Origin of the sequence: Chromobacterium violaceum ATCC 12472 (genome assembly GCF_000007705.1) — a bacterium.
Classification (GTDB): domain Bacteria; phylum Pseudomonadota; class Gammaproteobacteria; order Burkholderiales; family Chromobacteriaceae; genus Chromobacterium; species Chromobacterium violaceum.
The window spans coordinates 2,368,196-2,388,915 of record NC_005085.1 but is presented as its reverse complement, the minus strand read 5'-3'; the positions used below and the strand labels follow the sequence as shown (position 1 = coordinate 2,388,915).

The 20,720-nt window shown below is 64.1% G+C and carries 21 protein-coding genes; 4 read left to right on the top strand and 17 right to left on the bottom strand.

The annotated features are described in order from the left end of the window. Positions 1-167: 167 nt before the first annotated feature. Complete coding sequence (locus CV_RS10860) at positions 168-1,769, bottom strand: NAD(P)/FAD-dependent oxidoreductase (RefSeq protein WP_011135765.1); 1,602 nt, start codon at positions 1,767-1,769, stop codon at positions 168-170. Between the two features lie 365 nt (positions 1,770-2,134). Between CV_RS10860 and CV_RS10855 the strand changes: the two genes are divergently transcribed. The 4 genes from CV_RS10855 to CV_RS10840 all read left to right on the top strand — a co-directional run bounded on the left by CV_RS10855 (position 2,135) and on the right by CV_RS10840 (position 6,503). After that, the gene (locus tag CV_RS10855; protein WP_011135764.1) at positions 2,135-2,455 is read left to right on the top strand and encodes a hypothetical protein; all 321 of its coding nucleotides are present in this window, start codon (positions 2,135-2,137) and stop codon (positions 2,453-2,455) included. 94 nt (positions 2,456-2,549) lie between these two features. Next, on the top strand, positions 2,550-3,758 hold the full coding sequence (locus CV_RS10850; RefSeq protein WP_011135763.1) for an EAL domain-containing response regulator: 1,209 nt from the start codon (positions 2,550-2,552) through the stop codon (positions 3,756-3,758). Between the two features lie 26 nt (positions 3,759-3,784). Further along, a complete protein-coding gene (locus CV_RS10845; RefSeq protein WP_011135762.1) occupies positions 3,785-4,294 on the top strand; it encodes a molybdopterin-dependent oxidoreductase in 510 nt (169 codons plus the stop codon). 4 nt (positions 4,295-4,298) lie between these two features. Further along, entirely contained in the window at positions 4,299-6,503 is a 2,205-nt protein-coding gene (locus CV_RS10840; protein ID WP_011135761.1) for an ATP-binding protein, read from the top strand. A gap of 84 nt (positions 6,504-6,587) precedes the next feature. Here the strand turns inward: CV_RS10840 and CV_RS10835 are convergent, their stop codons facing one another. The 16 genes from CV_RS10835 to tsf all read right to left on the bottom strand — a co-directional run bounded on the left by CV_RS10835 (position 6,588) and on the right by tsf (position 20,677). After that, entirely contained in the window at positions 6,588-6,803 is a 216-nt protein-coding gene (locus tag CV_RS10835) for a hypothetical protein (protein WP_011135760.1), read from the bottom strand. A gap of 29 nt (positions 6,804-6,832) precedes the next feature. Further along, positions 6,833-7,336 carry a DNA-deoxyinosine glycosylase gene (locus CV_RS10830; RefSeq protein WP_011135759.1) on the bottom strand — a complete coding sequence of 168 codons (504 nt, stop codon included), beginning with the start codon at positions 7,334-7,336 and terminating at the stop codon, positions 6,833-6,835. Position 7,337: 1 nt separating this feature from the next. Next, on the bottom strand, positions 7,338-7,934 hold the full coding sequence (gene rnhB / locus CV_RS10825) for a ribonuclease HII (protein ID WP_011135758.1): 597 nt from the start codon (positions 7,932-7,934) through the stop codon (positions 7,338-7,340). Beyond that, positions 7,925-9,097 carry a lipid-A-disaccharide synthase gene (gene lpxB / locus CV_RS10820; protein WP_043596051.1) on the bottom strand — a complete coding sequence of 391 codons (1,173 nt, stop codon included), beginning with the start codon at positions 9,095-9,097 and terminating at the stop codon, positions 7,925-7,927. Before lpxB ends, rnhB begins: the two co-directional genes overlap by 10 nt. Before the next feature lie 4 nt (positions 9,098-9,101). After that, on the bottom strand, positions 9,102-9,878 hold the full coding sequence (gene lpxA, locus CV_RS10815) for an acyl-ACP--UDP-N-acetylglucosamine O-acyltransferase (RefSeq protein ID WP_011135756.1): 777 nt from the start codon (positions 9,876-9,878) through the stop codon (positions 9,102-9,104). A gap of 2 nt (positions 9,879-9,880) precedes the next feature. Then, a complete protein-coding gene (gene fabZ, locus CV_RS10810; protein WP_011135755.1) occupies positions 9,881-10,333 on the bottom strand; it encodes a 3-hydroxyacyl-ACP dehydratase FabZ in 453 nt (150 codons plus the stop codon). Then, entirely contained in the window at positions 10,326-11,372 is a 1,047-nt protein-coding gene (gene lpxD / locus CV_RS10805) for a UDP-3-O-(3-hydroxymyristoyl)glucosamine N-acyltransferase (RefSeq protein ID WP_011135754.1), read from the bottom strand. The genes fabZ and lpxD overlap by 8 nt, the downstream gene beginning before the upstream one ends. A gap of 51 nt (positions 11,373-11,423) precedes the next feature. Further along, entirely contained in the window at positions 11,424-11,909 is a 486-nt protein-coding gene (locus CV_RS10800; protein WP_011135753.1) for an OmpH family outer membrane protein, read from the bottom strand. A gap of 18 nt (positions 11,910-11,927) precedes the next feature. After that, positions 11,928-14,243: an outer membrane protein assembly factor BamA gene (bamA, locus tag CV_RS10795; RefSeq protein WP_011135752.1), complete on the bottom strand. Its 2,316-nt coding sequence runs from the start codon at positions 14,241-14,243 to the stop codon at positions 11,928-11,930. 9 nt (positions 14,244-14,252) lie between these two features. Then, positions 14,253-15,596 (bottom strand): RIP metalloprotease RseP, encoded by a 1,344-nt coding sequence (rseP, locus tag CV_RS10790; RefSeq protein WP_011135751.1) that lies wholly within the window; start codon positions 15,594-15,596, stop codon positions 14,253-14,255. After that, the gene (gene ispC, locus CV_RS10785; protein ID WP_011135750.1) at positions 15,590-16,774 is read right to left on the bottom strand and encodes a 1-deoxy-D-xylulose-5-phosphate reductoisomerase; all 1,185 of its coding nucleotides are present in this window, start codon (positions 16,772-16,774) and stop codon (positions 15,590-15,592) included. The genes rseP and ispC overlap by 7 nt, the downstream gene beginning before the upstream one ends. A gap of 16 nt (positions 16,775-16,790) precedes the next feature. Further along, positions 16,791-17,597 carry a phosphatidate cytidylyltransferase gene (locus tag CV_RS10780; RefSeq protein ID WP_011135749.1) on the bottom strand — a complete coding sequence of 269 codons (807 nt, stop codon included), beginning with the start codon at positions 17,595-17,597 and terminating at the stop codon, positions 16,791-16,793. Between the two features lie 4 nt (positions 17,598-17,601). Beyond that, positions 17,602-18,291 (bottom strand): polyprenyl diphosphate synthase, encoded by a 690-nt coding sequence (uppS, locus tag CV_RS10775; RefSeq protein ID WP_370448037.1) that lies wholly within the window; start codon positions 18,289-18,291, stop codon positions 17,602-17,604. A 75-nt stretch (positions 18,292-18,366) separates the two neighbouring features. Beyond that, complete coding sequence (gene frr / locus CV_RS10770; protein WP_011135747.1) at positions 18,367-18,924, bottom strand: ribosome recycling factor; 558 nt, start codon at positions 18,922-18,924, stop codon at positions 18,367-18,369. A gap of 75 nt (positions 18,925-18,999) precedes the next feature. Beyond that, complete coding sequence (gene pyrH / locus CV_RS10765) at positions 19,000-19,719, bottom strand: UMP kinase (RefSeq protein ID WP_011135746.1); 720 nt, start codon at positions 19,717-19,719, stop codon at positions 19,000-19,002. A gap of 91 nt (positions 19,720-19,810) precedes the next feature. Then, positions 19,811-20,677 carry a translation elongation factor Ts gene (tsf, locus tag CV_RS10760; RefSeq protein ID WP_011135745.1) on the bottom strand — a complete coding sequence of 289 codons (867 nt, stop codon included), beginning with the start codon at positions 20,675-20,677 and terminating at the stop codon, positions 19,811-19,813. Positions 20,678-20,720 lie beyond the last annotated feature (43 nt).

Here is a 20,720-nt window from a genome sequence, read left to right as displayed (position 1 = left end):
AGGTCAGAACAATGCCGGTGTCAATGGCGCCGTTAAGTTTTTGTGTCCGGCCCGGCGCGCGCCAGCCAAGCCGCGCGGAGCGGGCCAAAGTCCGCTCGCCGAAAACATTGGCAAATAAAAAACCGCCGCGGCTCGTGGTCCGCGGCGGCTTATGGACGATGGAAGCCTTACTGGCCCAGCATGGCCTTCGCCACCGCTTCCGCCACCTTGATGCCGTCGACGCCGGCCGACAAGATGCCGCCGGCGTAGCCCGCGCCCTCGCCCGCCGGAAACAGGCCCTTGATGTTCAGGCTCTGGAAGTCCTCGCCGCGGGTGATGCGCAGCGGCGAGCTGGTTCGGGTTTCCAGGCCGGTCAGCACCGCGTCGTGAAGATCGTAGCCGCGGATCTGGCGGGCGAAATGCGGGATCGCCTCGCGCATCGCCTCCACGCAGAAGTCCGGCAGGATGCGCGCGAGGTCGGTCATGGTCACGCCCGGCTTGTACGACGGCTCCACGCTACCCAGCTGGGTGGACGCCTTGCCGGCCATGAAATCGCCCAGCAACTGCGCCGGAGCGAAGTAATCGCCGCCGCCCAGCTCATAGGCCTTGCTTTCCAGCTCGCGCTGGAAGTCCAGCCCGGCCAGCGGGCCGCCCGGATAATCCACCTCGGGCGAAATGCTGACCACGAAACCGGAATTGGCGTTGCGCTCGTTGCGCGAATACTGGCTCATGCCGTTGGTGACCACGCGCTTCTCTTCCGAGGTGGCCGCCACCACGGTGCCGCCCGGGCACATGCAGAAGCTGTACACCGCGCGGCCGTTGCCGGCGTGATGCACCAGCTTGTAGTCGGCCGCGCCCAGGATCGGGTGGCCGGCGTACTTGCCCCAGCGCGCCGCGTCGATCAGCGATTGCGGGTGTTCGATGCGCACGCCGACCGAGAACGGCTTGGCCTCCATGTACACGCCGCGCTTCTCCAGCATCTGGAAAGTGTCGCGCGCGCTGTGGCCCAGCGCCAGCACCACGTGGTCGCTCAACACCTCGCCGCCGTCGGCCAGCTTGACGCCGCGCACGCGGTCGCCGTCCAGGATCAGGTCGTCCACGCGCTGCTCGAAACGGATTTCGCCGCCCAGGGCGATGATCTCGGCGCGCATGTTCTCGACCATCGAAACCAGCCGGAAGGTGCCGATGTGCGGCCGGGCCAGATAGAGGATCTCCTCCGGCGCGCCGGCCTTGACGAATTCGGTCAGCACCTTGCGCCCCAGATGGCGCGGATCCTTGATCTGGCTGTACAGCTTGCCGTCGGAGAAGGTGCCGGCGCCGCCCTCGCCATATTGCACGTTGGATTCGGTATTGAGCTCGCTTTTGCGCCACAGGCCCCAGGTATCCTTGGTGCGCTGGCGCACTTCCTTGCCGCGCTCCAGCACGATGGGCTTGAAGCCCATCTGCGCCAGGATCAGCGCGGCGAAGATGCCGCAGGGGCCGAAGCCGACGACGACGGGCCGGGACTTGAGGCTTTCCGGTGCCTGGGCGACATAGTAATAATGGGTGTCCGGGGTGGGCATGACCCGGCGGTCGCCCTTGAAACGGGCAAACAGCTTGTCTTCATTGGCTACGTCGACATCGATGATGTAGACCAGGCTCATCACGCCTTTGCGCGCGTCGTAGCTGCGCTTGAACACGGTGAAACCGCGAACTTCGTCCGCCGGCGCCTTCAGGAAACCGGCGACGGCGTCGGCCAATTCCTCCTGCGTATGGTCCAGCGGCAGTTTCAGTTCGGAAATACGCAACATAAAAAATCCAGTAACAGGTTGGTGTCTATTCAACGAGGCGCCATTGTAGCGGCAAACCGGGCTGCCGGCACGACCAGGGTCAAGCCTGCGATTGAAATCCCCTGGCTATTTGGCTATAGCGTACTGTGGCCATGGCCACCGGCATGGCTTTGCCTGCCACGCCTGCCGTCCACCACCAGACTGACGGAACCTTAGCTGCCGCGACATTCCAGATAGCGCGGCAAAGCATTCAAGCTGCAGGTTATCGGGACTGCTCCTGACTCGATGCTTCCGCCGCGACGACAACAAGGCCATATCGCCACGCGCGCGGCATTTGCCGGGAAAATCGAGCCGAGCGGGAAAGTTTTGCATCAAGGAGAATCCTAATGGATCTGGACATTCTCACCCAACCGGCCGTCCGGCTGGCGATAGAGGCATTGCAGCACGGCGACCATGCCGGATGGATGGCGCAGTTCAGCGCCGACGCCACGCTGACCGACGATGGGCTGCCTGCCAATTTCCACAAGTTCAGCGAGCACGCGATGGGACATGAGCGCTTCACCAGCATCGACAGAGTGGAAAACCACGGCCTGGACGTATATGGCGGCTTCCACAGCGACCGCTGGGGCGATTTCAACACTTATTTCAAATTCCAGCTCGATGTCAACGGCAAGATCCGCCAGTTGGACATCGGCCAGGACAGCTGAGCACCTGCCCGGGCGGCCCCGTTTCCACCCGGAAGTCCGACACTATAATTGCAGCATCCACACCATATGACCAGCTGGCGTCATGGGAGAGGCGATGCACCAGATACTGGTCGTAGACGACGATGCCGTATCGCAGCAATTCCTCGTGATGGTGTTGCAACGCCTCGGCTACGCAAACGTGGTCGTCGCCAGCGACGGCCTCGATGCGTTGATCCAGCTCGATGCCGGCGACCGCCGTTTCGACGTGATCTTCTGCGACCTGGACATGCCGCGCATGGACGGCATCGAATTCGTCCGCCACCTCGGCGAGCGCGCTTTTCAGGGCAAGCTGCTGATTTCCAGCGGATTCGACGAGCGCGTGCTGGAATCGGTGGCGGAACTCGCCCGCATGTACGATCTGTGGCTGGCCGGCGTGCTGCCCAAGCCCATCAACCACCAGGCGCTGCAACGCCTGATCAACCAGGCTCCGCCCGCCTCTCGCCATCCGACCCACGCCGTGGCGCCGCCCACCGAGGACGAATTGCGCGCCGCCATCGGCAAGGGCGAGATCCGTCCTTTTCTTCAACCCCAGGTCTTGCTGGCCGACGGACGAATCCGGTCGGCGGAAGTGCTTGCGCGCTGGCAGCATCCCCGCCTCGGGCTGATCGGCCCCCAGCAATTCATCCAGCTGGCGGAACACTCCAGCCTGATCACCGAGCTGACCCTGCAATTGCTGAAGCAGGCGGCCGCCTCGATGGACAGGCTGCCCAGCGAGACGCCGATGGAGATGTCGCTCAATCTGTCGGTGGCGTCGCTGAACGAGATCGCCCTGGTCTCCCAGTTCGAACGGATACTCAACGACTGCGGCTTTCCCTTCAGCCGCCTGACCGTCGAAGTGACCGAAACCGGCCTGATGGCCAACCCGACCCGCGCGCTGGAGCTGCTGACCCGCTTGCGGCTGAAAGGCGCGCGGCTGGCGATAGACGACTTCGGGACGGGCTTCGCCAGCATGGATAGGCTGTCGCGCATTCCCTTTACCGAGTTGAAGATAGACAAGAGCTTCGTCATCGACGCCGCCCGCAACCCCACCAATCTATCCATCGTGCGCGCCAGCGCCGAGCTCGGCCGGCAACTGGGGCTGGTCGTGGTGGCGGAAGGCGTGGCGACGGAGTCGGAATGGCGGCTATGCCAGCAACTGGACGTGGAAATCGTCCAGGGGTCGTTCATTTCGCCGCCGGTGGATGCGGAAAGCTTCCGCCGTTGGCTGCTGAAACACCGCGGCGTATTCCTGCGCGCCGCGCCCGATCTTTCAGATACCGGTTGAAAGCCCGAATGCAAAGGAGCCTAGCCATGCCCGCCCTCAGCCGCGCCATTGCGATCTTGCTGTTCCTGGCCGTCTCCCTGTGCCACGCCGAAAGCCCCCAGCTGCCCAGGCCCGCCGGCAAGGTCGTCCTGACCGTCAGCGGCCAGATCAGCAACAAGAACCGCGACAACGACGCGGTGTTCGACATGGACATGCTCGCCAAGCTGCCGCAGCACACGATCGCCACGCGCACCCCCTGGCTGCCCGGCGTCAGCCGCTTCACCGGCCCCTACCTGCAGGACGTGCTCAACCTGGTGGGCGCGAAGGGGCACATGCTGCGGGCCGTCGCGCTGAACGATTACAAGACCGACATCCCGCTCGACGACGCCTCCCGCTACCAGGTGGTGCTGGCCCGCCTGCTCAACGGCAAGCCGATGCCGGTGCGCGACAAAGGGCCGCTGTTCATCGTCTACCCCTACGACAGCCAGGCCGTGCTGCGTTCGGAGGTCTATTACAACCGTTCCGCCTGGCAATTGAAGTCGCTGCAGGTCGAGTAACGCCATGACTCAGGGCAAATGGCAATCCACTTCCTGGCGCCTGTTGCTGGCCATAGGCATCGCGCTATCCTGCGTGTTCGCCGGCGTCGCCTACATCCAGCATCGCCAGTCCCAGATTCTGACCAACGCGGTGCTGTATCAGGACGACAACATCATTTGGGCCTATTTCCAGCTGGAAGCGGAAAACCTGCACCTGCAAACCGCGCTCCACGCCGCGCAGCACGATCAGATGTCGCCCGAGGACCTGCAGCAGCGCTACGACATCTTCGTCAGCCGCGTCGGCATCATCCGCGGCGGCCAATATCGCAGGCTGCTGCAAGACCAGCCCCAGTTCCTGCTGATGCAAGCCCGGCTCGACGCCTTCATCCGGCAGGGAGACGCCTATTTCAGCGCCGCCAACGCGGCGAACGACCACGCGCGCCAGGCCAGGCTGGAAAGGCTGTCCGCCTCGCTGTCGGACGGGCTGCACGATCTGTCGCTGCAGGCCAACCAGGCCGCGGCCCTGCAAGTGGACAACCGCAACCGCACCATGCAGCAGTACATCGCGGTCAGCAACTGGCTGATGACATTCGAATGGCTGCTGATCTTCGGCTTCGGCTTCACCGTGATTCGCCAGCTGCGCCAGCTGGAAAAACGCCGGCAGACCCTGGAAACGCTGACCGACAATCTGGAAGAAGCCCGCAGCCAGGCCGAGGCGGGCAGCCTGGCCAAGAGCGCCTTCCTCGCCAACATGAGCCACGAAATCCGCACGCCGCTCAACGGCGTCCTCGGCATGCTGGCGCTGCTGGCCGACAGCCATCCCAGCGCCAGCCAGGCCAACTACATCCGTACCGCGGAAGAGTCGGCTCGCCATCTGCTCTTGCTGCTCAACGACGTGCTGGACGCCAGCAAGCTGGAGTCCGGCAAGCTTGAACTGGCACCGGTCACCTGCAATCTGGCCTATTTGCTGCGCCAGGTGACCAATTTGATGAACGCCCAGGCTCAAGCCAAGGGACTGATGCTGAACCTGGAAATGGCTTCGGAAATACCGCAATGGGTGGAGCTGGACCCCACCCGTTTGCGCCAGATAGTGCTCAACCTGCTGAGCAACGCCATCAAGTTCACCGAGCGGGGCGGCGTCACCGTGCACGCGTCGGCGACGGCGGGAGAGCAGCCCGGCACGGCTCAGCTGCTGCTGGTGGTCACCGATACCGGCATAGGCATGGACCAGGCTACCCTCTCCAAGCTGTTCAAGCGTTTTTCCCAAGGCGACGGCTCCACCGCCCGCCAGTTCGGCGGCAGCGGACTCGGTCTGGAAATCTCCCAAAGCCTGGCCCAGCTGATGGGGGGCGGCATATCGGTGAGCAGCGTTCCGGGCCAGGGCAGTTGCTTCCAGCTGACGCTGCCGCTCCGGGTGATCGCCGCGCCCGACCTGCCTCCCGAAACCGCGGAGGCGTCCTTCAGCCACGATGTGCTGGGCAGGCCGCTGCGCATCCTGGTAGTGGACGACAACGCGGTGAACCGCAAGTATCTGCAAGCGCTGCTGGAAAGGCTGAACCAGCAGCCTACGCTGGCCTCGGATGGTCCGGAAGCCTTGCGCCTGGCCGCCAGCCAGCCCTTCGACCTGACCTTGATGGACCTGCACATGCCGGGAATGGACGGCGCGGAGACCGCGCGCAGGCTTCGGAAAGAGGCGCAAACGCCAGGAATGCCCATCGTCGCGCTGACGGCGGACGCGTTCCCGGAGACGCGCCAGCAGATGCTGGCGCAGGGCCTGGACGACTTCCTGACGAAACCGCTGGGACGCGACCAGTTGCTGGCGGTGCTCCAGAAGCTATTCCCCCCCGAACCCGGCGCCGCGCCCCAGACAAGGGAGGAGCCGGCCCTGGATGCCCGCACCATCGCGGACTTCATCGAACTGCTGTCTGAGGAGCAATACCGGCAATTGGTGGAGCAATACTTCTCCAGCCACCAGGAATCCATCCGGCAACTGCAGCTCAATCAGCAGCAGCCGGATCGGGAGAGCCTGTTCCACCTCGCGCACGGCCTGAAGGGCGGCGCGGTGACGCTGGGGTTCGCCAGCCTGGCGCAGCGCTGCCTGGAGCTGGAGCAGCAATCGGTGCAGTCCAATTGCACGCCTGCGCCGCAAATCGCACTGGTGATCGCCCAGTTCCAGGCCACCCGGCAGGCCTGCATCGCGCAGGGGTATCTGCATTGTCAGGTGGGTTAGCGCCAGCCTTGCCGCGCAATGGCTGTCGGAGCCGACAGAGCGCAGAAAAAGACGGAAGAAGCTCGGGAATCGTTGCCCCGCGCCTCAGGCCACCCTCACCAGCCGGCCGCCATCCTGTTCCGGCGTTTCGAACCGTTTCCAGTCCACGATCATCACCTGGCTGAGTCCGCACTCCCCGGCCAGTTGCGCCTCTATCTCTTCCAGCACCTGATGGCTGTGGATCACGCCATTGATGGCGACTTCGGCGCGACGCATCACGCTGTCGTCCGTGGTGACAAACCAGATGCAGTAACGGCTCATCGGCGACCCTCCGGCTGGGTGCTGCAAGATTAAGCTGACAAGTCTAAATATCGTTCCAATTGGCGCCAGACTGCAAGTTTTGCCTCGTAGGCCTGCGTATGCGCCGGGCTGGACGAGGGCAAACGCGCAACGGCCAGCCCCAGCCCCGCCAGTTGCGCCTCCGCCTTGGCCGCGGCGGCGCCGTTGAAAGCCACCGCTCGCAACGACGGCAGGCTGGCGGCGAAATCGGCCAGGTCATTGTGCCGGATGTCGCGCAGATCGGCATCCAGGCTGCCCTTGCGGCGAGCCTGGGCCACCACGTCCCACAAACCCACGCCGGCAGCGCGCAAGACGGCCAGGCGGGCATCGTACGGCAGCGCGGCCAGGTCGCGCCCCAGCACGTCGCCCAGCAGCCGCCAGAACTGGTTGCGCGGATGGGCGTAGTACTGGCTGGCCGCCAGCGAGGCATCGCCGGGCAGCGAGCCCAGGATCAGCAACCGGGTATCGCCATCCGCCACCGGCGGGAAACAGCGTTTGCCGTCCTGCTCCGCCATGCTAGAACAAGGCGCCCTGGTGGCTGGCCAGCCAGGCCTTGACCGGCCCGAAGGTCTTGCGGTGCGCAGGCAGCACGCCATGCGCCTCGATGGCGGCCAGGTGCTCGGCGGTGGGATAGCCTTTGTGGCGGGCGAAACCGTATTGGGGATGGAGCGCATCCAGCGCCACCAGCTCGGCGTCGCGCGCGGTCTTGGCCAGGATGGAGGCGGCGGAGATGGCCGCCACCTTGGCGTCGCCCTTGACGATGGCCTCGCCCGGCACCGGCAGATGCTTGGGCACGCGGTTGCCGTCTATCTGGGCGAGATCCGGCCTCACCGGCAACCCCTCCACCGCTCGCGTCATGGCCAGCATGGTGGCGTGCAGGATGTTGAGCTTGTCGATTTCTTCGACGCTGGCGCTGGCGACGCACCAGGCCAGCGCGTCCCGCTTGATCAAGACGGCAAGCTCGTCGCGTTGCGCCTCGCTCAACACCTTGGAGTCGGCAAGCCCGGCGATCGGTTTGGCCGGATCCAGGATGACGGCGGCGGCGAACACGGCGCCGGCCAGCGGACCGCGGCCCGCCTCGTCCACGCCCGCCACCCGCAGCTTCAATGGCATCGCGCCACCTCCAGCACCGCGCGCGCGGCGCGGGTGGCCGTATCCTGCTTCAAGGCCAGGTGCAGTTCGGTGAACGCCTTTTCCATGTCGGCCCTGGCCGCGGAGTCGGTGTACAGCCGCTGCATCTCCTCGGCCAGCTTCTGCGGCGTGGCCTGCTTCTGCAGCAGTTCCGGCACCACGAAGCGGCCGCACAAGATATTGGGCAGACCGACGTAGGGCAGCTTGATCTTGCGCTTGACCAGCCGGTAAGTCAGGGCGGACAGCTTGTAGCTGATCACCATCGGCCGCTTGGTCAGCGCCACCTCCAGCGTCGCCGTGCCGCTGGTGACCAGCACCACGTCGCTGGCGATCATCGCCATCTGCGCGTGGCCGAACAGCTTGCGTATGGGAAGGTCGCGCGCCTTGAAGCGGTACAGCATCTGCTCGAACTGGTCCATGGTGGCGCGGGTGGCCAACGGCACCAGGAATTGGGCCTCCGGATACTGGCGCAACAGCAGGCGGGCCGTGTCCAGGTAGATGGGCACCATGTATTCCAGCTCGCTCTGGCGGCTGCCCGGCATCAGGGTGAACACCGGCACGCCTTGCGGCAGCCCCAGTTGGTCGCGCATCGCCTCCCGGTCCGGCTCCAGCGGAATCTCGCTGGCCAGCGGATGGCCGACATAAGTCACCGGCACGCCGGCCTGGCGGTACAGCGGCGGTTCCATCGGGAACAGGCACAGCACGTGGTTGACCGCGCGGCCTATCTTCTGGACGCGCTCAGGACGCCACGCCCATACCGAAGGGCTGACGTAATGCACGGTGGGAATACCGCCCTTCTTCAAGCCGGCCTCCAGGCCCAGGTTGAAATCGGGGGCATCCACGCCGATGAAAACATCCGGCCTTTCCTCCAGCAGCTGCTCGCGCAGCCGGCGGCGTATCTTCAGCAGCTCCGGCAGGCTTTTCAGGACTTCGGAGTAGCCGCGCACCGCCAGCTTCTCCTGCGGCACCATGCTGTGGAAGCCGCGGGCTTCCATGCGCGGGCCGCCGATGCCGGCGAATTCGATGTCGCTGCGGTGCGCGCGCAGCGCATCCATCAGGTGGGCGGCCAGCAGGTCGCCGGAAGCCTCCCCGGCCACCATGGCAACCTTCAAGGCCCCCTTGCGCTTGAACAGTTGGTCGCTCATAAGCTCAGCGGATGATGCCTCGCGCCGATTGTCCGAAGAAGCGCACGAACGGCTCCAGCTCGGCATGGCCTTCGCCCGCTTCGGCCAGAATGGCGGCCTTGGCCTCGTCGTAGCTCAAGCCCTGGCGATACAAGGTCTTGTAGGCGTTGCGGACGCGGCGGATCTGCTCGGGCGTGAAACCGCGGCGCTTCATGCCTTCCGCATTGATGCCGGACGGCACCGCGCGGTTGCCGTGCGCCGTCACATACGCCGGAATGTCCTGCGCCACCGCGCTGGCGAAGGCGGTCATCGCGTGCTCGCCGACGATGACGAACTGGTGCACGCTGGTGAAGCCGCCCAGGAACACCCAGTCACCGAGGTGGACATGGCCGGCCAGGGTGGCGTTATTGGCCAGGATGATGTGGTTGCCCACCTGGCAGTCGTGCGCGATGTGCACATAGGCCATGATCCAGTTGTCGCTGCCGACGCGGGTGACGCCGCCATCCTGCACCGTGCCGGTATTGAAGGTGCAGAACTCGCGGATGGTGTTGTTGTCGCCTATCTCCAGCCGGGTCGGCTCGCCGGCGTATTTCAAGTCCTGCGGGATGGCGCCCAGCGAACAGAACTGGAACACGCGATTGTTCTTGCCGATGGCGGTATGGCCTTCGATCACCACGTGCGGGCCTATCCAGCTGCCGGCGCCGATGCTGACGTTGGGGCCGATGATGGAATAGGCGCCGATTTCGACGTCGTCGGCGATCTGCGCCTTGGGATCTACGATTGCGGTCGGATGAATGGCCATGTTCACACCTCGCGGCGCGCGCACATGATCTCGGCTTCGCAAGCCACCTGGCCGTCCACCAGCGCGCGCGCGGCGTACTTGCCGATGCCGCGCTTGACGGTCATCTGCGTCACTTCGAACACCAGTTGGTCGCCCGGCACCACCTGGCGCTTGAAGCGGGCGTTGTCGATGCCGACGAAGAAGTACAGCTCGTTCTCCAAGCGTTCGCCCTGGCTCTTGATCGCCAGGATGCCGGCGGCCTGGGCCAGCGCCTCGATGATCAGCACGCCCGGCATCACCGGATATTGTTCGAAGTGGCCGACGAAGAACGGCTCGTTGATGGTGACGTTCTTCAGCGCCTTGATGCGCACGTTGGGCTCCATTTCGGTGACGCGGTCAACCAGCAGGAACGGGTAACGATGCGGCAGGCAGCGCATGATCTCGCGGACATCGATCGAGACAGCGTGTTCACTCATGAGGTTCTTCCTTCGATTTTTTCAGTGTTTCCAGTTCCCGCTCAAGCTGCTTCACGCGCTTGGCGAAATCGTCCAGATGACGCACGTGGACGGCGTTGGACAGCCAATCCTTCATGCTTTGCAACGGGTAGGAGGACGCGTAGTTGCCGGCCTCCTTGATCGACTTCGACACCAGGGTGCCGCCGCCGATATGAGTGCGGTCCGCCACTTCGATGTGGCCGACGAACATCGCCGCGCCGCCGACGGTGCAGCGCGCGCCGATCTTGGTGCTGCCGGCGATGCCGACGCAGCCGGCGATGGCGGTATGCTCGCCGATTTCAACATTGTGGGCAATCTGCACCAGGTTATCTATCTTGGCGCCCTTGCGGATCACCGTATCCACCAGCGCGCCGCGGTCCACTGTGGTGTTGGCGCCGATCTCGACGTCGTCCTCCAGCACCACCCTGCCCGTTTGCGGGATCTTGAACCAGTGGTCCTTGTCCCAGGCCAGGCCGAAGCCGTCGCCGCCGATCACGCTGCCCGAGTGCACGCCGACGCGGTTGCCGATCACGCAGTCATGATAGATGGTGACATTGGGGTAAAGCGTGACGTCGTCGCCGATCTCGCAGCCGTCGCCGACCACCACGCCTGGCATCAGGCGGCAGCGCTCGCCGATGACGACGTTGTCGCCGATGGTCGCGTTGGCCGCGATCTCGCTGCTCTCGCCTATCCGGCAGCCCACGCCCACCACCGCGCGCGGATGGATGCCGGCGCGCGGCGCCTTGGGCGGATGGAACAGCGTCGCCAGCCGCGCGAAATACAGATAGGGATCGGCGGCCACGATCAGCGAGCGGTCCGGCAGCTCGGCGGCCAGCGCCTCGGTGACGATCAGCGCGTCCGCCGCGCTTTCCAGCATCTGGCGACGGAACTTGGCGCTGGCGACGAAGGCGATCTCGCCGGCGCCGGCCAGCTCAAGCGGGGCCAGCCGGGACACTTCCCGGTTCGGGCCGCGCAGCGCTCCGCCCAGTTGCTTTACGATGTGTTCGAGTGTGTAGGACATCAAAAACAAAGCCGACTCGGGGTCGGCTTACTCCGGTGACGGTTGAGACGATTACTTGTCCAGCTCTTTCAGCACTTGCGGCGTCAGATCGAACTTGGGGTTGATGTACACCGCTTCCTGCAGGATCAAATCGTAGTTTTCGCGCTGGGCGATATCCTTGACCGCGCGGTTGGCCCGCTCGGTCACGCCGGCGAACTCCTCGTTGCGGCGCTGATTGTAATCCTCGGCCAGTTCGCGGGACTTGGCGCGGTAATCGCGGTCCAGCCCCGCGTACTCCCGCTCGTAACGCTTGCGGTCATCCGGCGACAGGCTGTTCTTGGCCAGCATGGACTCCAGATCCTTGGCCCGGGTCTCCATCTTCTTCAGCTCCTCGCGGCGGCTGGAAAACTCCTTGTCCAGCTTCTTGTAGATGGCCACGGACACGCCCGCTTCGCGATAGATGCGCTCGATGTTGACGAAGCCCAGCTTGAAGTCGGCGGCATGAACCGGCAGCGCCGCCACGCTCAGCACCGCCAGCCACCATTTCAATGCTTTCATGATCTCATCCTGTAACGGTTAGAACGCCGTGCCCAACTGGAACTGGAAGCGCTGGATCTTGTCGCCCTGCTCTTTCTTCAGCGGGTTGGCGATACTGAACTTCATCGGCCCCATCGGAGACAGCCAGGTCAGCGCCAAGCCCGCGGAATAGCGGAAGCCGTCGCTCGGCGAGCTGGTGATGCCCTGCGCTTTTTCCGCAGCCGTCAGGTTGGTGTTCCACAAGGTGCCCGCGTCGAAGAACAGGCTGGTGCGCAGCGACTTGTTGTCCTTCATCCCCGGGAAGGGGAACAGGATTTCCACGTTCGCGACCGCCTTGCGGTTGCCGCCCAGGTAGGAATTCGCCACCGAGTCGTACGGGCCGATGCTGCTGCTGTCGTAGCCGCGGACCGAACCCAGGCCGCCCATGTAGAAGTTCTTGAAGAACGGCAGCTGCTTGGTTTTGCCATAGCCGTCAGCATAGCCCAATTCGCCGTTCAGCATCAGCGTGAAGTCCTTGGACAGCGGGAAGAACCAAGTCTGCTGATGAGTCAGGCTGTAATACTGCAGCGAGCCGCCCGGCAGGCCGAAGTCGGCGTTGACGCGGATGCTGGCGCCGCGGGTCGGCCACAGCGCGCTGTCCCGGGTGTCCCGGCCCCAGCCCACGGTGCCCAGCACCGTGTAGTTGCTGTTGCCGTACTGCTTGACGAAGTCGATGTACTGCTGCGGGCTGTTGCTGTACGTGGTGATGTCGGTCTTTTCCGCGCCGATCGTGAAATTGATGCGGTCGTACTCGGTGATCGGCACGCCGAAACGCATGTCTGCGCCGGTGGTGCTGGTTTTGTACGCGGAAATCGAGGTGGCGTCCGGGTTGTAGACGCGGTTGTACAGGTCGTAGCCCAGGCTGACGCCGTCCGGGGTGAAATACGGGTCGGTGAACGACAGCGAGTAGTTCTTGTTGACCTTGCCGGTGGACATGCCCAAGGACATGTACTTGCCCGAGCCGAAGATGTTGCTCTGGGAGATGTTGGCGCCCAGCACCAGGCCCTCGCCCTGCACATAGCCCAGGCTGCCGGAAATGCTGCCGGTGGACCGCTCCTTCAGGCCGATGTTCATGTCTACCTGGTCCGGCGCGTCGGCCACCGCCGGGGTTTCGACGTTGACGTCCTCGAAATAGCCCAGCAGCTCCAGGCGCTCCTTGCTGCGCTTGACGTTGGCGGCGTTGTAGGGCGCGCCTTCCAGCTGGCGCAGCTCGCGGCGGATCACTTCGTCGCGGGTCTTGCTGTTGCCGGCCACATTGACGCGGCGGACATAGGTCTTGCGGCCCGGATCGACAAAGAAGGTGAAGGCGGCGGTCTGCTTTTCGCGGTCGATGTCCGGCAGCACGTTGACATTGGCGAAGGCGTAGCCCTCGTTGCCCAAGCGGTCGCTCAGGGCCTTCACCGACTCGGTGACCTTCTCATTGTTGAAAGTGTCGCCGCGCTTGACCTGCATCAGCTTCATCAGTTCGGCTTCCGGCACCTTCAGGTCGCCGGCCAGGCGCACGTCGGACACGGTGTACTTCTTGCCCTCGTGCACGTTGATGACCAGGTACATGTCCTTCTTGTCCGCGCCGATCGACACCTGGGAGGAGTCGATGCCGAATTCCATATAACCCTGATTCTGGTAGAAGGCCTTCAGCTTCTCGAGGTCGCCGGTCAGCTTCTGCTTGGAATACTGGTCGTCCTTGGTGATCCAGGACAGCCAGCCGCCGGTGGTCAGGCTGAACTCGTCCAGCAGCTTGGACTGGGCGAAAGCATTGGCGCCGACGATGCGGATTTCCCTGATGCGGGCGGTCACGCCTTCATTGATGTCCAGCGTCACCGCCACCCGGTTTCGTTCCAGCTTGGTGACGGTGGGCGTGATTTCCACCGAGTACTTGCCGCGGCTGTAATACTGACGCTTCAGCTCCTGCACCGCGCCGTCCAGCAGCGCCTGGTCGAAGATCAGCGATTCCGCGAAGCCATTGTCCTTCAGCGCCTTCTTCAACTGGTCCTTGCTGAATTCCTTGGCGCCGTTGATGTTCAGCTGGGTGATCACCGGGCGTTCGGCCACGGTGACGATCAGCGTGTCGCCGCGGCTTTCCACGCGCACGTCGTTGAAGAATCCAGTGCCGAACAGCGCCTTGATCGCTTCCTTGGCCTTCGCGTCGGTGAAGGTGTCGCCCACCTTGACCGGCAGATAGTTGAAGACCGTGCCCGGCTCGGTACGCTGCAGGCCTTCAACGCGGATATCCTTGATCACAAACGGATCTGCAGCCATGGCAACGGTGGCCATGGTCAGGCCCATTGCGGCTACTGCGAGTCGCTTCAATTTCATAGGTTTGTTTTAACCCCCAAATAGGCGGCTGAAATCGTTCAGCATGGCAAAAGCCATCAAAGACGCCAGCAATATGAAACCAATTTTTTGTCCGAGCAATTGCGCCCGCTCGCTGACGGGCTTACCTCTGACCAGCTCCGCGACATAATACATTAAGTGGCCCCCATCCAGAACCGGTATGGGCAGCAGATTGAGCACCCCTATGCTGACACTGATCAGGGCCAGGAATTCCAGATAGGCGGCCAGCCCCTCCCGAGCGGTCTGGCCGGCCACGTTGGCGATCGTCAACGGGCCAGACAGGTTGTTCAGCGAAGCGCGCCCTATCAGCATGTTGCCGAGAAACTTGACGCTCATCCAAGCCGTTTCGCCGGTCTTGGCCCAGCCGGCGGCGAAAGCGCCGGCGGCGTCGTAATGCTGGGTGAAGGCGAGCCTGTCGCTCCAGGACCGGTCAGGCAACGGCCCCACGCCGATGCGGCCGACCACTTCGTCCTCCTGGGTGACGGCCTGCGGCCGCAGCTTGATGTCCAGCGGCTTGCCGCCGCGCTCGACGCGCACCGTCAGCTCCTTGCCCGGGCTATTCCGGACCAAGTGAACCCACTCCTCCCAGTTCCTGAGCATGACGCCGTTCACCGCCTGCAGCTTGTCGCCGACCTTGAAGCCGGCTTTCGCCGCGGGCCCCTTTTCCTCCAGCGCGCCGACCTGCAACAGGAAACGCGCCGGCGACAAACCGGGATCGCCCTGCTGCAGCGCCTGCTCGGCCTTGTCGCCGAAACGGCGCGCGTCGATGTCGCGCCGCTTTCTGGCGCCGGAAGCCTCCTGGACCTCGACCGGCACTGCGGGGGACGACATCGCCGCCTCCACGATATTGAGCCGCACCTCTTGCCAGCTGGAAACCTTTTGCCCCGCCACGGCGAGGATGAGGTCTCCTTCCTTGAAACCGGCGGCGGCGGCCGGCGTCTGCTCGACCACGGTCCCGACCAGCGGACGCAGCTGGGGCACGCCCTGGGCGATCACCGCCCAGTACAGCAGCGCCGCCAGCAGCAGATTGGCCAGCGGTCCGGCGGAAACGATGGCCATGCGCTTGAGCACGTGCTGGTTGTTGAAAGCCCTGGGACGCTCCGCCGGATCGACGAAGCCCTCGCGTTCGTCCAGCATTTTCACATAGCCGCCGAGCGGAATCGGACACACCACCCACTCGGTTTCCCGCGGCCTGAAACGCAGCAAGGGCGAACCGAAACCGATGGAGAAGCGCTGCACTTTCACGCCGCACAGCTTGGCCACCCAGTAGTGGCCCAATTCGTGAAAGGTCACCAGCAGGCCGATGGCCACCAGGAACGCCAGCAGCGTCAGCATGCAGCCACCCCGCCCTCGGCGAAGCGCCGCGCCTCTTCGTCCCGAGCCAGCAAACCCTCAAGGCTGTCGCTGGCGGCGCAGGATACGCCGCTCAGCGAGGCGGCCACCACGCGCGGAATGTCGACGAAGCGCAAGCGCCCAGCCAGGAAGGCCGCGACCGCCACCTCGTTGGCGGCGTTGAGCACCGCCGGGGCGTCGCCGCCCATCTCCAGCGCGTCGAAGGCCAGCTGCAGACAAGGGAAGCGTTCGAGATCGGGCTTTTCAAACGTGAGATCGGACAAGGAGAAGAAATCCATGGGCTCGACGCCGGCGTCTATGCGCTCCGGCCAGGCCAGCGCGCAGGCGATGGGGGTGCGCATGTCCGGCGAACCGAGTTGCGCCATCACCGAGCCATCGCGGTACTGGACCATCGAATGGATCACGCTTTGCGGATGCACTGCCACCTCGATGCGGCTTGGCGGCACATTGAACAGCCAGCGCGCCTCGATCACCTCCAGGCCCTTGTTCATCAAGGTGGCGGAATCGACCGAGATTTTGCGTCCCATGCTCCAGTTCGGGTGGCGGCAGGCCTCATCCGGCGTGACATGGGCGAGATCCGCGGCGGGGCGATTGCGGAACGGCCCGCCCGAGGCGGTGAGAATGATCTTGCGAACGCCGGCGCCGTCCGGATTGCCTGCGTAATCGGCAGGCAGCGACTGGAAAATGGCGCTGTGCTCGCTGTCCACCGGCAACAGCGCAGAACCGCTGGCGCGCACCGCGTCCATGAACAGGCGGCCCGCCACCACCAGCGACTCTTTGTTGGCCAGCAGGATGCGCTTGCCGGCTCGAGCCGCGGCCAGCGCCGACGGCAGTCCGGCCGCGCCGACGATGGAGGCCATGACCGCGTCCACCTCGGGCAACGCGGCCACCTGGACCAACGCGTCCGCGCCGTGCAGCACCTCGGACCGAAGGCCCGCCTCCGCCAGGCGGGCGCGCAATCGCGCCGCCGCGTCGGCATCGGCCACCACCAGGTAATCGGGACAAAAACGGCGGGCCTGCTCGAACAGCTTGTCGAGCTGGCGATGGGCGGTCAACGCCACGACGCGGTAGCGCTCCGGATGGCGGGCGACCACATCCAGCGTGTTGCAGCCCACGCTGCCAGTAGCCCCCAGTACGGCAATACCCTGAGGTTTGGTCATTGCTATGTTTCCAGAATTACATGCCGCCCAGCGCGCGCAGGGCGTTGCTGACCGCCAATACGGCGATCAGGCTGTCGATTCGGTCATACACGCCGCCATGGCCCGGCAGCAGACGGCTGCTGTCCTTGATGCCGGCGGAGCGCTTGAACCAGGACTCCAGCAGGTCGCCGCACACGCTGACCGCGGTCAACGGCAGCGCCAGCAGCAACAGGCCCCACAACGGCAGCTTGATGTCCAGCCAGCCGAAATGATCGACCAGCGCGACATAGACCGCCACGCAGACGACGGCGCCGTACACGCCCTCCCAGCTCTTGCCGGGACTGATGGCCGGCGCCAGCTTGCGCCGCCCGAAGGCCTTGCCGGAGAAATAGGCCGCCACGTCGGCCACCCACACCAGGCCCATCACGGCCAACAGCGCCAGCGCGTCGCGCGCGGAGGCGTTCGGGCGCCACTCAAGAAAGGCGAACCAAGCCGGCAGCATCAGCGCCCAGCCCAGCAGCCAGGCAGTCAGGCCGGACGGCATTTTCCAGCGCTTGGCCAGCCAGGCCGGCACCAGCAGCAGCCACAGCGCCAGCACGGCGCCATGCTCGGCGCCCTGCATCCGCCAGTGGCCGAACCAGGCCGCGGCGGCGAACAGCGAGGACAGCGCAAGGTAGCATGCCTGACGCGGCAGCGACATCCCGACCATGCGAGTGTACTCCCACAGGGCCAGCACGACGATCAACCAGGAAAACCCCGCCCAGGCCGCGGCGGGAAACAGGAAAAGCGCCGCCAGCATCAGCGGCAGCAATACGAGCGCGGTCAGAATTCGCGTTATCAGCATGAGATCAGAGCTTGTCTCGACGCAGGTGTTCGGGCAATTGCTCGCTGGTGCGGCCAAAGCGGCGCTCACGCTGCCAGTAGGAGTGGATCGCCTCCTGCAGCGCCGCTCGGTCGAAATCGGGCCACAGCAGGTCGGTGAAATACAGCTCGGAATACGCCAGCTGCCACAGCAGGAAATTGCTGATGCGCTGCTCGCCGCCGGTGCGGATGAACAGGTCCGGCTCCGGCGCCCATGCCATGCCCAGGCGATCGGTGACCATCTCCTCGGTGATCTCGGACCGGCCTTCGGCGATCAGCCGATTCACCGCGTGCACGATATCCCAGCGGCCGCCGTAGTCGGCGGCGATGGTCAGCACCAGCCCGTCGTTGCCGGCGGTCTTGGCCTCGGCGCGGTCTATGCGCTCGGACAACTCCGCGCTGAAACGCTCGCGCGAACCCAGCACCTTCAGGCGGATATTGTTGTTGTGAAGCTTGGCCACCTCATGCTCGAGCGCGCGCAGGAACAGGTCCATCAGAAAGGACACTTCCTCCTGCGGACGCCGCCAGTTTTCGGTGGAGAAGGCGAACAGCGTCAGATAGCCGACGCCCATTTCCTTGCAGGCCTTCACCACCTCGCGCACCGCGTCCAGTCCGCGCTTGTGGCCGGCTACGCGCGGCAGGAAGCGTTTCTTGGCCCAGCGGCCGTTGCCATCCATGATGATGGCGATATGCCGGGGCGGCTCGCGCCCCTCCGGCACTGCATTCGAAGAACCGGAAAACAAGATCGCCCCTTATACCGCCAACAGGTCGGCTTCTTTGGTGGCCAGCATCTTGTCGATTTCGGCGGTGTACTTGTCGGTCAGCTTCTGGATTTCGTCCTGGCCGCGGCGCTCGTCGTCCTCGGTGATGGCCTTGTCCTTCAGCAGATTCTTGAACTCGGTGTTGGAGTCGCGGCGGATGTTGCGCACGGCCACGCGGGCGCCTTCGGCCTCGCCGCGCACCACCTTGATCAGGTCCTTGCGCCGCTCTTCGGTCAGCATCGGCATCGGCACGCGGATGATCTCGCCCATCGAGGCCGGGTTCAGGCCCAGGTCGGAATCGCGGATGGCTTTTTCGATCTTGGCCAGCATCGGTTTTTCCCACGGCTGCACACCGATGGTGCGGGCGTCGATCAGGGTGACGTTGGCCACTTGATTGACCGGCACGTCGCTGCCGTAATAGTCAACCATGACATGATCCAGAATGCCGGTATGGGCGCGTCCGGTACGAACCTTGGCCAGGTCGTTCTTGAACGCTTCCAGCGTTTTCTGCATTTTTTGTTCGGCCGATTTTTTGATCTCGTTAATCATGTCGCACTCCCGGAACACTTAAAATGACAAGGCGAAAACGGCCATTGCCGTTTTCGCCCTCAGCAATTTTCAAACTCAGCAGTGTACCAGCGTGCCTTCGTCTTCGCCAAGCACGACGCGGCGCAGCGCGCCGTTCTTGAAGATGCTGAACACCTTGATGTTCAGGTGCTGGTCGCGGCACAGCGCGAAGGCGGTGGCATCCATCACTTTCAGATTGCGCGAGATCGCCTCGTCGAAAGTGACGCTCTGGTAACGAACCGCGTCGGGATTCTTTTTCGGATCGTCGGTATACACGCCATCCACCTTGGTGGCCTTCAGCATGATGTCGACGTTCATTTCCATGCCGCGCAGCGCCGCGGCGGTATCGGTGGTGAAGAAGGGGTTGCCGGTACCTGCGGCGAAGATCACCACCTTGCCCTCTTCCAGGTACTGCATCGCCTTGCCGCGGACATAGGGCTCGGCGATCTGCTGCATGGTCAGCGCGGACTGCACGCGGGCGATCAGGCCCGCCTTGGTCATCGCGTCCTTCAGCGCCAGCGCGTTCATCACGGTGGCCATCATGCCCATGTAATCGGCCGTGGCGCGATCCATGCCCGCCGCCGCCGGCGCCACGCCGCGGAAGATGTTGCCGCCGCCGATCACGACACCCACTTCAACGCCCAGCTCCACCACCTCCTTGATCTGGCCGACGATCTGTTCGATGGTCGTGCGGTTGATGCCATAGCTGTCATCCCCCATCAGGGCTTCGCCGGAAAGTTTCAACAGGATGCGTTTATAGGCGGGAACTTGGCTCATGATGTCCTCGGATTGGCGGTTTGTGGTGTGTTCAGTTTGCAAAACGGCACCCTGCAAGCAGGGTGCCGTCAATAAAGCGGTAAGCCTGAGCTTACAGCTTGGCAGCCGCAGCCACTTCAGCTGCGTAGTCTACTACTTTCTTCTCGATGCCTTCGCCTACGACGAACATGGCGAACGCCTTGACGGAAGCCTTCTGCTCAGCCAGCAGCTTCTCGACGGTCACATCCGGGTTCTTGACGAAGGGCTGACCCAGCAGGGTCACCTCGGCCAGGAACTTGTTGATGCGGCCTTCAACCATCTTGGCGACGATGTCGGCCGGCTTGCCGGATTCGGCAGCCTGGGCGCTGTAGATCTTGCGTTCCTGGTCCAGGGTCTCGGCGGAAACCTGGTCCTTGGACACGCAGATCGGCTTGGAGGCGGCGACGTGCATGGCGACGTCCTTGCCCACTTGCTCCGGACCGGTGAAATCGACGATCACGCCGATCTTGGCGCCGTGCAGGTAGGTGGAGATCGCGCCTTCGGTCTGGTAGCGAACGAAGCGGCGGATGGTCATGTTCTCGCCCAGCTTGGCGATGGCAGCCTTGCGGATTTCTTCCACTTGTTGGCCGTCGACTTCAACGGCGGCCAGGGCTTCCACATCGGCCGGATTGGCGATGGCCACGGCCTTGGCGGCAGCGTTAGCCAGGGCGATGAAGGTCGGATCCTTGGCCACGAAGTCGGTTTCGCAGTTCACTTCCACCAGCGCGCCCACGCCGCCTTCGACGTAGGAACCGATGATGCCTTCGGCAGCCAGGCGGCCGGCCATCTTGGAGGCCTTGCTGCCGGACTTGATGCGCAGGATCTCTTCAGCCTTGGCGAAGTCGCCTTCAGCTTCAACCAGAGCCTTCTTGCACTCCATCATGCCGAGGCCGGTGGCCACGCGCAGATCCGAAACCATTTTTGCGGTGATTTCCGCCATCTTGCTAACTCCTAATGATTTAGATTACGTGAATGTTCGGGTC